We start from the raw sequence: 14963 nt of genomic DNA, 5'->3' as shown, positions 1-14963 counted from the left end.
GCATTCCTCTTTGCTGTGCGCGAAGCGCGTTGTTCCACTCGTCGGCTCTAGCCGTTTCTGATTTTATGTGTCGGCTGCGTGTCGACTGGTTGCTATCAGTCAACACCGTGTCGACAAAGTCAAGAAGAAAAATTACATTGCCGACATGCTGTTTTTCTGGCCCAATGACGCCATCGCGAATGAAAGGGATCTAAGTGTCTGACGAAACTGAAGTGAAACGGATCCGGGGAACGGGCTGGAAAAGCGTCTACGAGACGCTTCGAAACGAGATTCTTGCCCTGACACTTCCGCCCGGTCAGCTTCTCGACGAGATGACGCTTGCCGAACGCTTCGACATGTCGCGCTCTCCCGTCCGCGAAGCGCTCATCAGGCTTGGCGCCGATGAACTGGTCGTCACACTCTCAAACCGGAGCACGATCGTCGCGCCGATCGAGGTTGCGACCTTCCCGAAATATGTTGAGGCGCTCGATATCGCCCAACGCATGAATACGCGCCTGGCCGCCGCGCTACGCACCGAGGCCGACCTGAAGGTCATCGCCAAGCGCGATAAAGCGTTTGCAGCTGCGGTTAAAACGGGAAACCACCTTGCGATGTCGGAGGCGAACAAAGAGTTTCACATGGCGATCGCCTATGCCGGCAAAAATCAGTACCTCGCGTCCTTTTACGAGAAGCTCCTCTCCCAAGGGCAGCGCATGCTTCATCTGCATTTCGAATACCTGGAGAGGACGCACGAGGGTTATCTTCTAACCGACGAACACAATCAGATGCTGGAAGCGATCCGGGACAGAAACGTTGATTTGGCCGACGAGCTGGCCCACGCCCATACCCGCCAGTTCCAGGATAACTTCATCAACTTCATGCGCGAGAACTACACAACCGACGTGACGCTCGGCCCGCTTCGGGCGGCGCAGTAGTTGGGTGCCAGCAATAAACCCGCGTCCCGAGCGGTGACTGAGACCCGACGGACGCTCTGAACATTGCGCCTGGAAGGCTCTTCAGTCCCTGGGAAACGACCGCTCGCGACCGAAGCCGCACATCGAGCCGATCCCAAGGCTGGGAGCCGGACTGAAATGGGTGTGACAGCGTATATTGAACGCATGAATGGAGCTACTGTTGGCGTCTATGCCTCGGGGCAGCAGGGCTTTGCAGAAGCGTTTCTGGACGATCCTTCTCCGGAGGTCGTTGCGTTCCTCAATCCGCCACCACCTCCTTCTCGCTTGTCGCTTGTCGCTTGTCGCTTGTCGCTTGTCGCTTGTCGAAGCGGCGGCAGACATCGTCTGCTGTAAAGTGAGAGAGGGCAGATAATTCCGCTCCTATGTAGAAACTGCCACCATCCGCGCGCTCACTTACGAGCCAGATCGCCAGTTGATACTCCCGGAACGTTTCGCTCTCCGAGGTCCCAATAAAGCCCGGCCATCAACGCGAGTCCTTCGCGTCCGGGATACTCACCGGGAGCCATACCGGAGGGCTCAGTGATACTGGCGATCGCATGGGCAAGCTGGATTGCAGGATCGGAGAGAAGACCGTCCCAGTTGCCGGAATGATGGCCGCCTTTGCGCGCATCGACCCAAATGTCAAAGCTAATCGCGCCGCGAGATCCCAGAAAGACGGTCGGCCGCGCGGCGGAAGGGCCGGACCATCCGAGGCGATCAGCACGACGGCGCGGAATAATTCCTTATGAGCCTCAACCAGTGCATGCAGCCCGGGCACGGCTTAGCAGAGCGTGCCCTATTACAAAAAGAACTGGCATCCAAATGAAACCGCGGCAATCGCCATCGGCATTGTTAGTACCATGGCGAAGCTATGCCAGTCGATTTGATGCGCGTCGTCGCGAGCCCCTGCATCCATGATGATTACTCCCCTCGAGGGTAACCTTATCGAAACCAAACGCGATGTCGTCTCAAAATAGGTTTCTGGATGTTACATTACGCTGGTGGAAAGCGAACCGCACCTGAAGGTCGGTTTGGCGCCTCCTGGGTTGACCCGCTTCTTGCTGTGGCTATCCACCATTCAGATTGAGAACAACATTTAGTTTTCGGGCTCCGAGGCGCTACACGACAAGGCGGGGCCGCTTGTGGCGCAGAGCAACGAACGACTTCGGTAGCATCAGCTCTCGTTCTTCGTCGTTATTCGGCGAGTTGGGAAGCTGCCGACAGCAATTCTTCGGGATTGAGCGCCTGGCACACATTTCGCCCCTCGTCTTCGACTTCCGTGAAGCTCCAGCGCACCACACCTTCTCGATCGAGCAAGAAGTGACCGACAAGCTGCATATGTCCGGCCAGGCTCACCTGCCGATCGGCTTCTAAAATTTCGTACCGGTCCTTCTTGTTGAGAAGATCACCTGCTGTGGGCGGGGGCATCGGTTCAGGTAACTCTCCCGGTCGATCGACCCGCATTGCCATGACCACGTCCATTCCGACCTTGTATGGCCAGTCGGTCTCATTGTGGGTGAACTCGAGCACGGGCAAGCCGAAGGCGCGATGCAAAGCCCGTTCCGGGTCGGATGCGGCAAGAAGATTGGGGATTGGCTGGTAACGGAAATAGAGCCGTGCGCGTTCGACCGGGGTGCTTACAACGACCAGGGATTCTATGCCGTTCTCGCGCAGGGCCGGGTTGAGCTGTGCCATCGCCGCGACATGGCGGCGGCAGAACGGACAGTGCAGGCCCCGAAACAGACCGATCAATAACGGGCTGCGGCCGCGAAAGTCATCAAGTGCGATCTTCCCTTGGCGCGAAATCGCATCCAGCACAAAATTCGGGGCTTGGTCTCCCGGTTGCAACAAATGTTCGACATGGCACGCAGACATGGAAAACCTCCTCACCGCGGCGATCCGTCGAGAAAAGGCACCACGACAAGTGCTTTTGAAGTCGAGCCCGCGTTGGGCGCTGCCGAGGCTAAGATCAAGCGTTACAGGCCTGACTTCTCGCTTCGGCGTACCGCCAGGATCACCCCTGAGAATGGCCCCACATTGGCCCACGAGCAAGCGTTAAGCAGCAAAGCGTGATCCAGCGGCTAACCGCAACGACCAAAATGGGGGCGAGAATCTTGCTGGTCTGTGGAGACGACAACGGTCATTGCCCGCTGATGATTGAAAGGAAAGGAAAGCTTGCGCCACTTGTGGCGGCGAAAATGCGGCCACGCACGGAATTATCGTTTCACCGCACTGCCCGTGCCAACGTGCTTCAGAATGCTCCTAGCCTGCTCGACATGCCTTGGTCGGCGATAATTTCGCTTCCGCTCAACGCGGCTGCCTTGTCGGAGAGCAAAAAGACCGCCAAGGCTCCAACATCCTCGACGGTGTTGGGAAAATCAGCACTATATTCCGGTGCGTTCGAAGGCGTGGTCGACCCTTATTTTTCGATACAGGATCAGCCTTTCTGATCAGCTTTTTGCGCCGAGCAGGCCGGTGTAGGTTACCCCTTTGAGGGTTCAAAGTTCAAATCCATTTAAGACCTGTCATCAGCTGCTCCATGAGGCAGTACCTCCCCTGCTGCTTGTCAAACATGTCGAAGCGAAGTGGCTAGGGCTGCAGGTCGACAAGGGTTTTTGCGACTACCGTAGCCCCGAGCCCGTCCCTTGAAGCCATCTCGGTCCACAACAGGTCCGCCAGAATTGCCGGCTGGATCGGCGTCGAAATCTGGATATAGCGCGTATCGTTCCGCAAGCCCGCTAATTTAGCGCAATCACATTGCCGTCGTGATTTTACGGAGTCTGCAAGGAGGTCGGCCAAGGGGTAGCCTATCGCTACGATATCCGCCGTTGAAGCGCCGAGTGCACTCGACGGCATCAACGGCGCTGCCGAACGAGGCGGACCTGGCCCACGGGGAGAAAGATGATATCGCCGCGGCCGAAGCTCGCGCGAAGGAGCTGCCGTCGACGCGTCACGATCATGATCAAAGTGAAGAACTGACCGCTCTCGTCGTCTGGATCGAGAGCCGCATCGACTTGCGACAGACGTAAAAGACACTCTGGCTTACGGCAACGCAAGATGTCGGTCGCTGTCGAGGGTAACTCGAACGACCTTGCAAGAGCCCGTCTGCAGATCAGGCGGAACCGCGAGAACCTCTGGACGAAGTCCCTCGGTAAGGACGTAGAGCGCAGACTGACTAACCTTCGTGCATCCCTGGCCTATTCCTGCCGCTTTCAGAACCGCCTCATCGGACGCGTTCCAGGCGATCTTTAGAGGGAACGGTGGCACTTGCTTATTGGGATCCTCCTTTCCTGGATTGGCTAGGATCAGAAAAACCAGAATAAGCGCTCCAAATATGGGAAGAACCCACTTCATGTTGCTGAGCAACGCATCAAAGCGATCGCGAGTGTATTGGGTGAGCGCGTACTCGACTGCCTGCCGCACGTTAGGCTCTACGGCATCGTAGGCCGTGTAGTCCGGGTCCTCGCCGCGGGTCATCTGGTCCTTGATCTCAGCAGTGATCTCTTCGAACAAGTCGTTGAGCGTTCCAAATTTCCGATAGGGTTCGTACAGCTTGTCTCGAAGAATGAGGCGTTCTACCTCGCTACGTGCTCTCTCGAAACGCTGGTTCGTGAACACCTCGTCGCGCGCGTAGATGCGCATGGTCATGAGGTCGATGGCCCTGACCAAAGGCAATACACACGCGGCCAACCCCAGCACCAATGAGAAGGTGGCAAACCAAAATCGCGAGCCAAACCCCATTGACCCCAGTTGGGTCAGGCTGCTCCCGCCGATTGCAAAGGTTACAATTGCACCGAGGCCGACGATGAGCCAGCGAGCCATATCACGTATGTTGGAACGCACCTCACTGTTGCGCTTAACGACATCGTCACCAACCGGCGCAGCGCCAGTCGTTTTAGCCTCCCCAACCGGCGCAGCTCCGGTCGCTTTATCGTCCCCAACTGCAGCGGCGTCAGTCATCTCATCCCACCATTTGCTCAAATCCCAACGGGAAGTGAGTGGATCTTGGGTCAAGAAACACAGTGAGTTGCGTGGAGGGTGGAGCACGCTCCGCCATTGCGGCCAGCAGCGCACCCGTTTCCAATAGCCCCTCCGTTCGCAATGTTACAGACTGGTTTTCGCCAAGTATGGTGGACAGGTTGTCCATTAGAGAGCGAAGAGTGGGAAACTCCGGCCCCCCCGGAAGGGGAAACATTTCATCTACTCGGGTAGCAGCTACGATTGGCCCACGGTCAGTAGGGGGTGGCTTTCTTACCACAACCGGTGTGTCGGGAGGATACTTGTTTAAGGGGCTCTCCGAGGGTGTCTCTCCCGTGGCCGAGACGCCAATGGCCACCTCATTGCCGTCCTCGCGAGTGACTATCTGAAAACCTATGGGAGGAACAAATACAATCGAGCTCATGTTAGGCCCTCGCTCAATATCTTCGAACATAATTCCCAGCGATATTCGATTTATACCACACGATAAGCGCGAGCTCTATTAGATATTTCTAATTGAAGTTACCCAGTACTCAAGCTTTTCTTGATTCGACTTCCTGCGCCTCAGGACCGCATCGTCACTCCACGTGTAATCGAGTGAATCTGGGAGGTCACGAATACCATTCGATGATGAACAGGGCGCGCTCGATGCGGCCGCTTCATCAGCCTTGACACCTGCTTCGTCATCATGAACGTGCTCCATGAGGGGCTTGCGGACCCCAAGTACCGCCCCTGCTGCTGGTCAAATATGTCGAAGCGAAGTGGCTGGGGCAGAAGGCCGGAAAATGAAGCGCTGAAATGGCTGCGCGAACCGTTTCTCCACGAGAGCTATCCTGACCCCACGCATTAACTTGGGGTTAACCATAATCGTCGTTTACCATGGGTGGCGGCCTCAAGGGTCGTTGATTCGGAAGTCCACCGCGAAACCATGCGCATGGATGTGAGGAAAGACGATTGCGGCGACCCGAAACGTTCAGTTTGCTGAAGGCGTCATGCTTGGCATTGCTTTGCGGGCTCGTGGTCGGATGCCAGTCGTCGGGAAACGTCAGGGCCCCAAATATTCCCGAAACGGTACCTGCAGAGCAGGCGCTGGCCTTGCCTCCGCCCGGTGGCCCCTCGATCGTCAGCGTCGTAGAGCACAAGCGCGGCAACGGCACCGAGCAGATGATTTCGCTCTACACGTCGTCTTCCGTATCCGGGCAGAATTTTCTCAAGGTGCAGTTCCTCGGGGCATCAGGCTCCAATCCCGGTATCGGAAACGCCTCGTATCAAATGATCAGCGAAAACGGGATAATCCGCGAGGCTTTTGCGGCCGTTCCCGGCGTGCAGATGACGCGATCCACCACCTATCTGCAAAACAGCTATGGACCGTTCGGCTATGCCTCTGGCCAGAGCGCTTCAGGCGATACCTGTCTTTATGGCTGGCAGCAGATCCGCTCGAGCAGATCCGCTCATACGCAAGCGCGCAACTTCGGAATGATCCAGCTACGGTTGCGCCTCTGCGATGCGCGGGCAACCGAAAGACAGTTGCTCGGAATAATGTACGGCTACACGATCGTCGGGATGCTGGACGGAGAAATCTGGAATCCATTTGGATCTGCGCAGGGCATTGATCCGACGCTCGGGCGCCCCGGCAATGCGATTTATCCGGACGAAGGCGGCTACAGGAGCATGCCGATGGCCTTTGGCTATGAACCCGCCCGCCCGGAAATCCAATCTCGTGTCGTTCGCGTACGCAGCGTTCAGCCGAAAGCTGAGGAGGCGCCTACACAGTTACCGCAGCCGACAGGTCCTCGCGTCCCGCTGCCGGACACGACGAGCGATTTGCCGCAACCAGGCATGTCAGCCGTGCCTTCGAACCAACAGCCGCAACCGAAAACCGCGACGGCGAGCGGTCTGGCGGTGCCGTCGCCAGAGTGTATAGGGGACTCGGCCATGACGGCCGCGTGCCGAAGATAGACGTGAGAAGGCTGTAAGTGTTCCCGAGCACCCGGTCTGCATTGTCAAAGGGATGTTGATGCATAAAGCCCGAAGCATCGTTACGTGGGCCATCGTTTCTCTGTGTGTGATCGCGCTGATCACACTGCCAGTGAACCTTCAGACCCAGCTGATTGCGAGCATTGTCGTTGTCGCTGGAATGGCGATCATCAAGGGGCTGAAGGCCGAAGGCACCTGGAGGCTGATTGCGCTTGCTTTCGGCACCTCCATTGTTCTTCGCTATGTCTACTGGCGCACGACCAGCACGCTGCCGCCGATCAATCAGCCAGAAAACTTCATCCCCGGCCTGCTGCTCTATCTCGCGGAAATGTACAGCGTGGCAATGCTGGCGCTCAGCCTGTTCATCGTCGCCACGCCCTTACCTTCGCGCCCTTCGCGCGCGAGCAAGGAAGAACGCTTTCCCCATGTCGACGTGTTCGTTCCCTCCTACAATGAGGACTCGCACCTCCTGGCCAACACGCTGGCCGCCGCAAAGGCCATGGATTATCCCGCTGAAAGGCTGCATGTCTGGCTGCTGGACGATGGCGGCACGTTGCAGAAGCGCAATTCCAACAAGCTTCTCGAAGCCCAGGCAGCAGTGGCGCGCCACAACGAGCTCAAGAAGCTCTGCGAGGATCTCGACGTACGCTACCTAACGCGCGACCGAAACGAGCATGCCAAGGCTGGCAACCTCAACGCCGCAATGAAGCATTCGCGCGGCGAGCTGATCGCCGTATTCGATGCCGACCACGCACCGGCCCGCGACTTCCTGCTCGAAACCGTCGGCTACTTCGACGACGATCCGAAGCTGTTCCTTGTCCAGACACCGCATTTCTTCATCAACCCGGATCCCCTGGAACGAAATCTTCGAACCTTCGAGAGAATGCCGAGCGAGAACGAGATGTTTTACGGCATCATCCAGCGCGGTCTCGACAAATGGAACGCAGCGTTCTTCTGCGGCTCGGCCGCCGTCCTTAGCCGAAGAGCGCTGGAATCCCAGGGTGGCTTCAGCGGCATCAGCATCACCGAGGACTGCGAAACTGCCCTTGCGCTTCACGGCAACGGATGGAACAGCATCTATGTGGACAAGCCCCTGATCGCCGGGCTGCAGCCAGCGACCTTTGCAAGCTTCATCGGCCAGCGCAGCCGATGGGCACAGGGAATGATGCAAATTTTGCGCTTCCGCTTCCCCTTGCTGAAGCGGGGGCTGACACTGCCGCAACGCCTTTGCTACATGTCGTCGACGCTCTTTTGGCTCTTCCCGTTTCCCCGCACGATCTTTCTGTTCGCACCGCTTTTCTACCTCTTCTTCGATCTGGAGATCTTCACCGCATCGGGCGGCGAGTTCCTTGCCTATACGCTGGCATACATGCTCGTGAACCTGATGATGCAGAACTACCTCTATGGGTCTTTTCGCTGGCCGTGGATATCGGAACTCTACGAGTATGTTCAGACGGTTCACCTGCTCCCGGCAGTGGTCTCGGTCATGCTCAATCCGCAAAAGCCAACGTTCAAGGTTACGGCGAAGGACGAGTCGATCGCGCTCAGCCGTCTTTCGGAAATCAGCCGACCGTTCTTCGTCATCTTTGCCGTACTGCTGATTGCTCTGGCAGTGACCATCTATCGTATCTATGCCGAGCCCTATAAGGCCGACGTGACCTTGGTTGTCGGCGGCTGGAACATGATCAACCTGATCATGGCCGGCTGCGCCCTAGGCGTCGTTTCCGAACGTGGCGAGCGGGCCGCGTCTCGGCGCGTGCGCGTGAACCGCCGCTGCGAATTCGGGGTCAACGGCAAGTGGCACACGGCATCCGTCGAGGATGTCTCAGTACACGGCGCACGGCTGCATGTGTTCAATAAGCAGCTGGATCCGATGGTAATTGGCGCCGAAGGCGAGATACGCTTCCAGCCTCACAGCGGCGCAAGCATCGAAACGCTGCCGCTTATCGTCCGCAATATCCAGCCTTCTGGCGAGATTTTGGCCGTTGGCTGCCAATATAGTCCGAAGAGCGCCCTCGATCACCGCCTGATCGCCGACCTGATGTTTGCGAATTCCGATCAGTGGACGCAGTTCCAGCAGGCGCGTCGCCACAACCCAGGCCTTATTCGCGGGACGATCTGGTTTCTCGGTCTATCGCTCTACCAGACAAGCCGCGGTCTCGTGTACCTTTTCCGCAGCATGCGGCCCGAACGCGAGCGGCAGCATCAGGTCGCGAAGGCAGGCAACTGATGAAGAAGATCACATCGATCTTTGCGTTTTTCCTCGCCGCTTGCGCGGTTGCCTATGCGCAAACGGCGCCTTTCGACATGTCGGGTGAGCGTGAGCAGGGCAGTACGCCGATGGTGCCGAGACTGACATTGCCGGCCACGCCAGCGCCGGCAGCGACACCGATGGCCCCCGCGACGCCTGCCGCGCCCACCCCCCCTTTCTCCATGCCCCCCGCTTCACCGTCAGCCTCGGCAACGCCACCATCGCAACCGCAGACCCCGGCCGACGTTGCTCGACCGCAGCCTGCCCCACCAGTTGCTCCGGCACAGGCGCAACGCCCTGCGCAACCGGCCATCCAGCGAGCTAGTCAAAGCTCAGTCCTGAGGTATGTCATCCCTTTCGCGAAGTTGGGTCTCGATGGCGAGTATGATCGCAAGTCGTGGTCGATCTACATCACGCCAGAGCAGGCTGCCGCGCCAGCAAAGTTCAACTTCTCCTACCAAAATGCTGTCGTCGTTGCCCCGGAGGCGTCGCAACTGACGGTTCTTCTGAACAACCGGATCGTCGGCCAACAGCCGATCGCCTCATCAGACGCGCCATCGAATGTCTCCTTCGACGTGCCCGCGGGACTGCTGCAACCGGGCGCGAATCTTCTGACATTCGAAGCCACCCAACGCCACCGCACCGACTGCACCGTTCAATCGACCTATGAACTTTGGACGGACATTGACCCGGCAAAGACCTATCTGAGCTTTAGTGGGCAAGAGGCCGCGAAGTTTTCCAGTACAGACGCCATTCGCGCGATCGGCGTCGATGAAACCGGCAGAACGCAGTTCAATTTCGTCGTGCCGGCGCTCGAGCAGCCGGGCACGACAAAGCCTCTCTTACGCCTTGCCCAGGGCCTCGCGGTCCTAAGCGGCATGCCGAACCAGACCTTCTCATTCACGCCTGACACGTTGCCGCAAGCGGGTGCGGGTCGTATGACTGTCGTCGTTGGAACGCCGGCCGAGCTTCAATCAGTCATTGCGACGCCGCCGGCCGCGCAAGCGGCGCCGCTGGCCTCGTTCGTGACGGATCCGAAGTCTGGGACACCCGTTCTTTTGATCAGCGGCCCGTCCTGGCCAGCAATCTCGTCTGCAATCGACACGATCGTTTCGACAACCGATCGCCCAGCGACGGCCGTTCGCGACACGCTGGTGACGGAGCGTTGGAGCGCCCCGGATGCGCCGCTCATTCTGTCGGCCGCGAACCTGACGTTTGCGCAGCTGGGCGTGGCGACGACGGAGTTTTCGGGACGACGCTTCCGTACCAGTTTCAATATCGCCGTGCCGTCCGATTTCTACGCGAACGCCTATGGCGAAGCCACTGTACTGCTCGACGCAGCCTTTACGCAGAACGTCCTGCCCGGCAGCCATATCGACATCTATGTCAACGGCAATATCGCTTCAACAGTGCCTATTTCGTCAACGGGTGGAGGCATCTTCCGGCATTTGCCCATTCGCGTCACGATGCGGCATTTCAGGCCGGGCTTGAACACGCTGTCGCTCGAAGCCATCCTCATGACGAAGGAGGACGAGGTCTGCGTGCCCGGCACGACGGCTGGCGCAGCACCGCGCTTTGCGCTCTTCGACACCAGCGAGCTTCACATTCCCGACTTTGCCCGGATCGGGCAGCGGCCGAATCTGGCCGGCCTATCTGGAACCGGCTATCCCTATAATCGTGCGACGCAGCCAACGCCTCTCTTCATCGACCGGATCGATAGCGATACGCTGTCGGCGACTGCTACGCTGCTCGGACAAATGGCGATCGTTGCCGGCCGCCCGATCGACGTTGAGCCGGCTGCGACACCGGGCGCCATCGGCGAGCGAGACGCCATTTTCATTGGATCGATCTCGCAGATGCCGCCGGCAGTGCTGACGCAGCTGAACATAGCGACGAGCAGTCAGGCCTCTTGGCGCCCCCCCGCCGCGGCACAATCAAACCAGACCGAACGCGCCGTGACCTTTGATGATTGGCGCTCGAAAGTTGGCGGCGGAGTATGGCGCGGGCAGATCACGTCATTTCAGGAGTGGCTTCGCCGCAACTTCGACATTTCGCTGAGTTCGCTGCAGTTCGTGCCCGGATCGGAAGAGGCCTTCACGCCCTCGAACGACGACAGCTTCTTGATCGCTCAGGGCAAAAGCGCCGCCGGGGGATCGTCCTGGACCATCGTCACGGCTCCTTCCGCCAAGGACCTGCGCGAGGGCGCCGAGGCAGTTACCGCACAGGTCAACTGGCCGCAGGTCGCGGGTCATATCACCACCTATTCCAGCAAGACCGGCAAGGTCGAAAGCATCCCGGTCGGTCGCTTCGATTTCGTTGCCTCTCAGCCGTGGTCAATCTCAAATTATCGCCTGATCGCTGCGAACTGGTTGTCGACGAACATCTTGTCCTACGCCTTCCTTCTGGTCGTCCTTTCGCTTCTAATCGGTGTTGCCACGGCAGCCATGCTTTCCAGGCTGGGCAGGCGCGAATGAAGAGACTGTTGAAACTGATCTGCGCCGCAAGCTTCGCGGTCGCCGCCGCCTGCCAGTCCGCACAGGCGCAAGGTCCGGGGATCAACCCGCAGGCATGGGGCGCCTATAAGGCGAAGTTCTTGGATGCCAGCGGCCGCATCGTCGATGATGCAAACGGCAATATCAGCCACAGCGAGGGCCAAGGGTATGGTCTGCTGCTTGCCTACCTTGCCAACAGCCCCGCAGACTTCGAGCAGATATGGTACTTCACGCGCACTGAACTGTTGCTGCGCGACGATGGCCTGGCGGCCTGGAAATGGGATCCCGCCGTTACGCCGCATGTCACCGATATCAACAACGCGTCGGACGGCGATCTGTTGATTGCCTATGCGCTGGCCCTTGCTGGGTCTGCCTGGAACAGAAGTGACTATATCGAGTCCGCCGCGAAGATGGCTCAGGCGCTTCTTTCGCATGTCGTGGTCAGTTCAGGCGGACGCACGCTGCTGCTGCCCGGTGCCAGCGGTTTTGATTCTCCCGATCGCAAGGACGGCCCTATCATCAACCCTTCCTATTGGGTCTACGAGGCGATCCCGATCATGGCGCTCCTGGCGCCGTCCAACGCCTGGCAGAAACTGTCGGATGACGGCCTGTCACTGTTGCGGTCGATGAAATTCGGACCACGAAAGCTGCCCAGCGATTGGGTGAGCCTCAATCGCATGCCGGAGCCCGCCAAGGGCTTCGATGCCGAATTCGGATACAACAGCCTGCGCATACCGCTCTACCTCGTTCGCGCGGGAATTTCCGACAAGGCTCTGCTGTCAAGATTGCGCCAGGGAATGACCGCCGAGGACGGCACTTTGGCGACGATCAGCCTCGCCTCCGGTGAGCCAAAGACGCTGCTGTCGGACCCGGGTTATCGAATTGTTAACGATGTCGTGGCCTGTGTGACAGACGGAACGAAGCTGCCTGAGTCGTCGCGGCAGTTTGAGCCATCGCTCTACTATCCATCGACCCTTCATCTTCTTGGGTTGGCATTTGTCGGGGAGAAGCATCCGGAGTGTCTGTGAGATCCTCATCCGTCGCAATTGTTGTCGCGGTGGCGGTGGCCGGTCTGGTGACCGCCCTGAAGGATCGTGTGGCACTTCAGGAGATGCTCGGCTTCGGCGGATCGGGTCATGCACCCGCGCCACAGTTCATGCTGATGGGTCGTGTCACGGGGCCAGAGATCAGCCCCAAGCCTCAGATCGACGTGCAGGCGATTGCCGATCGGCTGCAAGCCGCAACGACAGTCCCGCCGCTGCCTCAGGAGAGCGAGACCGCCGGTGACGAGATCGAAGAACCCGTAACGGTCGCACAGGCACCGCAAGCGCAGTCTCCCGCTTCTCAGCCAGCCAAGCCGGCTCAGCCGAAAGTCGATGAGAGTGCATTGCGCTATTTCGCCAGCCGCGGCGACAAGGCGCGACTGCAGGCCGAGATCGCGCGCCTCCAGGCCCTCTATCCGAACTGGGTGCCGCCCGCCGACCCCCTGGCCGTTCCGCAGAGCGGCGACAGGCAACTGGAACAGATGTGGCAATTGTATTCGGAGGGACGCTACGCGGAGCTTCGCAAGGCCATTGCCGATCGGCAGGCCTCCGAACCGGGATGGCAGCCGCCACCCGACTTGCTTGACCGACTGGATGTCGCGGAAGCCCGTGCACGCCTCGTCAATGCGTCCGACCTGAAGCAATACTCAACTGTCGTCCAGATCGGCGCCAACACGCCGAGCCTTTTGACATGCAGCGACATCGATGTGCTCTGGCGGGTTGCCGAAGCCTTCGCGAGGACGGATCGCGCACCTCGCGCACGGGATGCCTATCTCTATATCTTGAAGAATTGCACGAATCCGCAGGAGCGTCTGGCGACCATTCAAAAAGCGTCCGCTTTGCTGTCTTACGCAACGATGCAGGATCTCCTGGCGCTCGAACGCCCCGATGGCAACGGCGGTCGCGAGTTCGACAGCATCCGCAATGACCTTGCCCGTCGCTTTGTCGCAGCTGGCAACGACGACCCCGATCTTGCTGTGGCGCCGGCTTACCTTTCGATTGTTCAACGACTTGCAGAAACCGAGGGCCTGGCATCCGACGCCCTTCTTCTCGGCTGGTCCCAGCTTCGTCGGGGAAACTATGCGGATGCCGAAAAATGGTTCCGGGCAGCGCATAACAAGGAAGACACGGCAATTGCTTCCCAGGGGCTGGCGCTGGTGTTGATCGCCGGGAAGAAGCCTCAGGAGGCTGAGGACGTCATGTACAAGTGGCGCGGTACCTCCAAGGACGCGACCGCGACCTATCTTGCAGCGACGGCAAACCTGATGGCCCTGCAGCCACCGGCGAACCTTAGTGAAGAGGTGCTTTCGCGTATCGCCGCCGAGGTCATTGCGCAAAAATATGTGCCGACGGCGCAGCAATTCGGCTGGTTCGCCCGCACTTTAAACCAACCACAGACGGCGGCTCGCTGGTTCGAGACGGCGTTGCGCTGGAAACCGGATGACGAACCATCCGCCTACGGATTGGCCATCACGCGCGAGCAGTTGCACGACCGCGCGGGCGTGGCCGAGATCCAACGGCTATGGGCGGGCAAGTCCGAGCGTATCGCGCAGTTAGGCGAGACCACCAATAGGCAAGCCACACAACCTCCCCTGCCCGCTCCGGGGCAGGCGGTGCCGCAAGGCGCAGTGGCCTCGCCCCCTGAAACTGTTAGGGCACCGACGGAACCCATTGAGAGCGTAAGTCCACCGGCCCGCGTCGAGGCCTCGCGCCAGCCTGCGATGCAAACGGTGACGGTTCGCCGCAGTGCACGGCAGGTGCGCGGGTGCACGACCACGATCAATGCCCAATTGCTCGATCCGGAAACGGCGTTATCACGCGGCTGGTGCCTGATGGACCTCAATCGCCCGATGGAGGCGGTAAAGGCGTTCGAGGCAGCGCTGGCCAGTCCAAACCGCAAGACGCGCGAAGATGCAGCCTATGGCCAGAGCCTCGCCTATCTGCGCGCCGGCCTATCCAACAATGCCGCCGTTGCAGCAACGAGGGCGCCGCAGACACAACAACGCGCAGCCGAACTGCAGGTCGCGATCTTGGCCGACAGGGCCTTGGCCGCCTTTGACGCCAAGCGTTATCGAGAGGCCTTGATATTCCTTGACCAGCGCGCGCAGCTCCAGCAGGAACCGATCGACTTGATGGTGCTTCGCGGATACGCTTACTTGAGCATGAAGATGTACGGAGACGCGGAGCGGATCTTCACGGCCGCCGCGGCGACCGGCAGCAAGGATGCAAACCGCGGCCTGGCCGATCTGAAGGCATCGACACATCCTGATAGCGTCTACTAACGATGGCG

Annotated in this window: 10 protein-coding genes and 3 pseudogenes; 9 read left to right on the top strand and 4 right to left on the bottom strand. The window is 59.2% G+C overall.

All coding sequences use genetic code 11. The features are described from left to right. Nucleotides 1-194 precede the first annotated feature (194 nt). Complete coding sequence (locus tag FHT71_RS08075; RefSeq protein WP_132594770.1) at nt 195-914, top strand: GntR family transcriptional regulator; 720 nt, start codon at nt 195-197, stop codon at nt 912-914. A 545-nt stretch (nt 915-1459) separates the two neighbouring features. Here the strand turns inward: FHT71_RS08075 and FHT71_RS31495 are convergent. Beyond that, a pseudogene (locus FHT71_RS31495) lies at nt 1460-1680 on the bottom strand (M20 peptidase family dipeptidase); the annotation flags it as partial. A 446-nt stretch (nt 1681-2126) separates the two neighbouring features. After that, complete coding sequence (locus FHT71_RS08070) at nt 2127-2807, bottom strand: redoxin family protein (RefSeq protein ID WP_183719392.1); 681 nt, start codon at nt 2805-2807, stop codon at nt 2127-2129. Nucleotides 2808-3001: 194 nt separating this feature from the next. Between FHT71_RS08070 and FHT71_RS08065 the strand changes: the two genes are divergently transcribed. Further along, a complete protein-coding gene (locus FHT71_RS08065) occupies nt 3002-3382 on the top strand; it encodes a hypothetical protein (RefSeq protein ID WP_183719390.1) in 381 nt (126 codons plus the stop codon). Nucleotides 3383-3579: 197 nt separating this feature from the next. On the opposite strand, the pseudogene FHT71_RS31490 reads toward FHT71_RS08065, so the two are convergent. Beyond that, a pseudogene (locus FHT71_RS31490) lies at nt 3580-3755 on the bottom strand (trypsin-like peptidase domain-containing protein); the annotation flags it as partial. A gap of 17 nt (nt 3756-3772) precedes the next feature. On the opposite strand from FHT71_RS31490, the gene FHT71_RS08060 reads away from it, so the two are divergent. Next, nucleotides 3773-3961: a hypothetical protein gene (locus FHT71_RS08060; protein WP_183719388.1), complete on the top strand. Its 189-nt coding sequence runs from the start codon at nt 3773-3775 to the stop codon at nt 3959-3961. Nucleotides 3962-3974: 13 nt separating this feature from the next. Here the strand turns inward: FHT71_RS08060 and FHT71_RS08055 are convergent, their stop codons facing one another. Beyond that, nucleotides 3975-4892, bottom strand: a complete 918-nt coding sequence (locus FHT71_RS08055) for a hypothetical protein (protein ID WP_132594764.1) — start codon at nt 4890-4892, stop codon at nt 3975-3977. A 676-nt stretch (nt 4893-5568) separates the two neighbouring features. Here FHT71_RS08055 and FHT71_RS31485 point away from each other — a divergent pair. From FHT71_RS31485 to FHT71_RS08025, 6 genes and pseudogenes are all read left to right on the top strand, one after another. Next, nucleotides 5569-5699 (top strand): annotated as a pseudogene (locus tag FHT71_RS31485) (3-hydroxyacyl-CoA dehydrogenase family protein); the annotation flags it as partial. A 207-nt stretch (nt 5700-5906) separates the two neighbouring features. Further along, entirely contained in the window at nt 5907-6869 is a 963-nt protein-coding gene (gene bcsN, locus FHT71_RS08045; RefSeq protein WP_246717973.1) for a cellulose biosynthesis protein BcsN, read from the top strand. A 58-nt stretch (nt 6870-6927) separates the two neighbouring features. Beyond that, entirely contained in the window at nt 6928-9117 is a 2190-nt protein-coding gene (gene bcsA / locus FHT71_RS08040; protein WP_183719384.1) for a UDP-forming cellulose synthase catalytic subunit, read from the top strand. Next, nucleotides 9117-11612, top strand: a complete 2496-nt coding sequence (locus tag FHT71_RS08035) for a cellulose biosynthesis cyclic di-GMP-binding regulatory protein BcsB (protein WP_183719382.1) — start codon at nt 9117-9119, stop codon at nt 11610-11612. The genes bcsA and FHT71_RS08035 overlap by 1 nt, the downstream gene beginning before the upstream one ends. Next, nucleotides 11609-12658 (top strand): glycosyl hydrolase family 8, encoded by a 1050-nt coding sequence (locus FHT71_RS08030; protein ID WP_183719380.1) that lies wholly within the window; start codon nt 11609-11611, stop codon nt 12656-12658. Before FHT71_RS08035 ends, FHT71_RS08030 begins: the two co-directional genes overlap by 4 nt. Continuing rightward, complete coding sequence (locus FHT71_RS08025) at nt 12655-14955, top strand: cellulose synthase (RefSeq protein ID WP_183719378.1); 2301 nt, start codon at nt 12655-12657, stop codon at nt 14953-14955. The genes FHT71_RS08030 and FHT71_RS08025 overlap by 4 nt, the downstream gene beginning before the upstream one ends. The last annotated feature ends 8 nt before the right edge of the window (nt 14956-14963 follow it).

Origin of the sequence: Rhizobium sp. BK060 (assembly GCF_014193145.1) — a bacterium.
Lineage (GTDB): Bacteria > Pseudomonadota > Alphaproteobacteria > Rhizobiales > Rhizobiaceae > Rhizobium.
Note: the sequence above shows the minus strand (reverse complement) of the source record. Positions and strands in the feature narration are given on the sequence as shown.

What these genes read in the sequence shown, in the direction of transcription:
- FHT71_RS08070 (WP_183719392.1), bottom strand. Translation starts at nt 2,807, where the DNA reads ATGTCTGCGTGCCATGTCGAACATTTGTTGCAACCGGGAGACCAAGCC.
- FHT71_RS08055 (WP_132594764.1), bottom strand. Translation starts at nt 4,892, where the DNA reads ATGACTGACGCCGCTGCAGTTGGGGACGATAAAGCGACCGGAGCTGCG.
- bcsA (WP_183719384.1), top strand. Translation starts at nt 6,928, where the DNA reads ATGCATAAAGCCCGAAGCATCGTTACGTGGGCCATCGTTTCTCTGTGT.
- FHT71_RS08035 (WP_183719382.1), top strand. Translation starts at nt 9,117, where the DNA reads ATGAAGAAGATCACATCGATCTTTGCGTTTTTCCTCGCCGCTTGCGCG.
- FHT71_RS08030 (WP_183719380.1), top strand. Translation starts at nt 11,609, where the DNA reads ATGAAGAGACTGTTGAAACTGATCTGCGCCGCAAGCTTCGCGGTCGCC.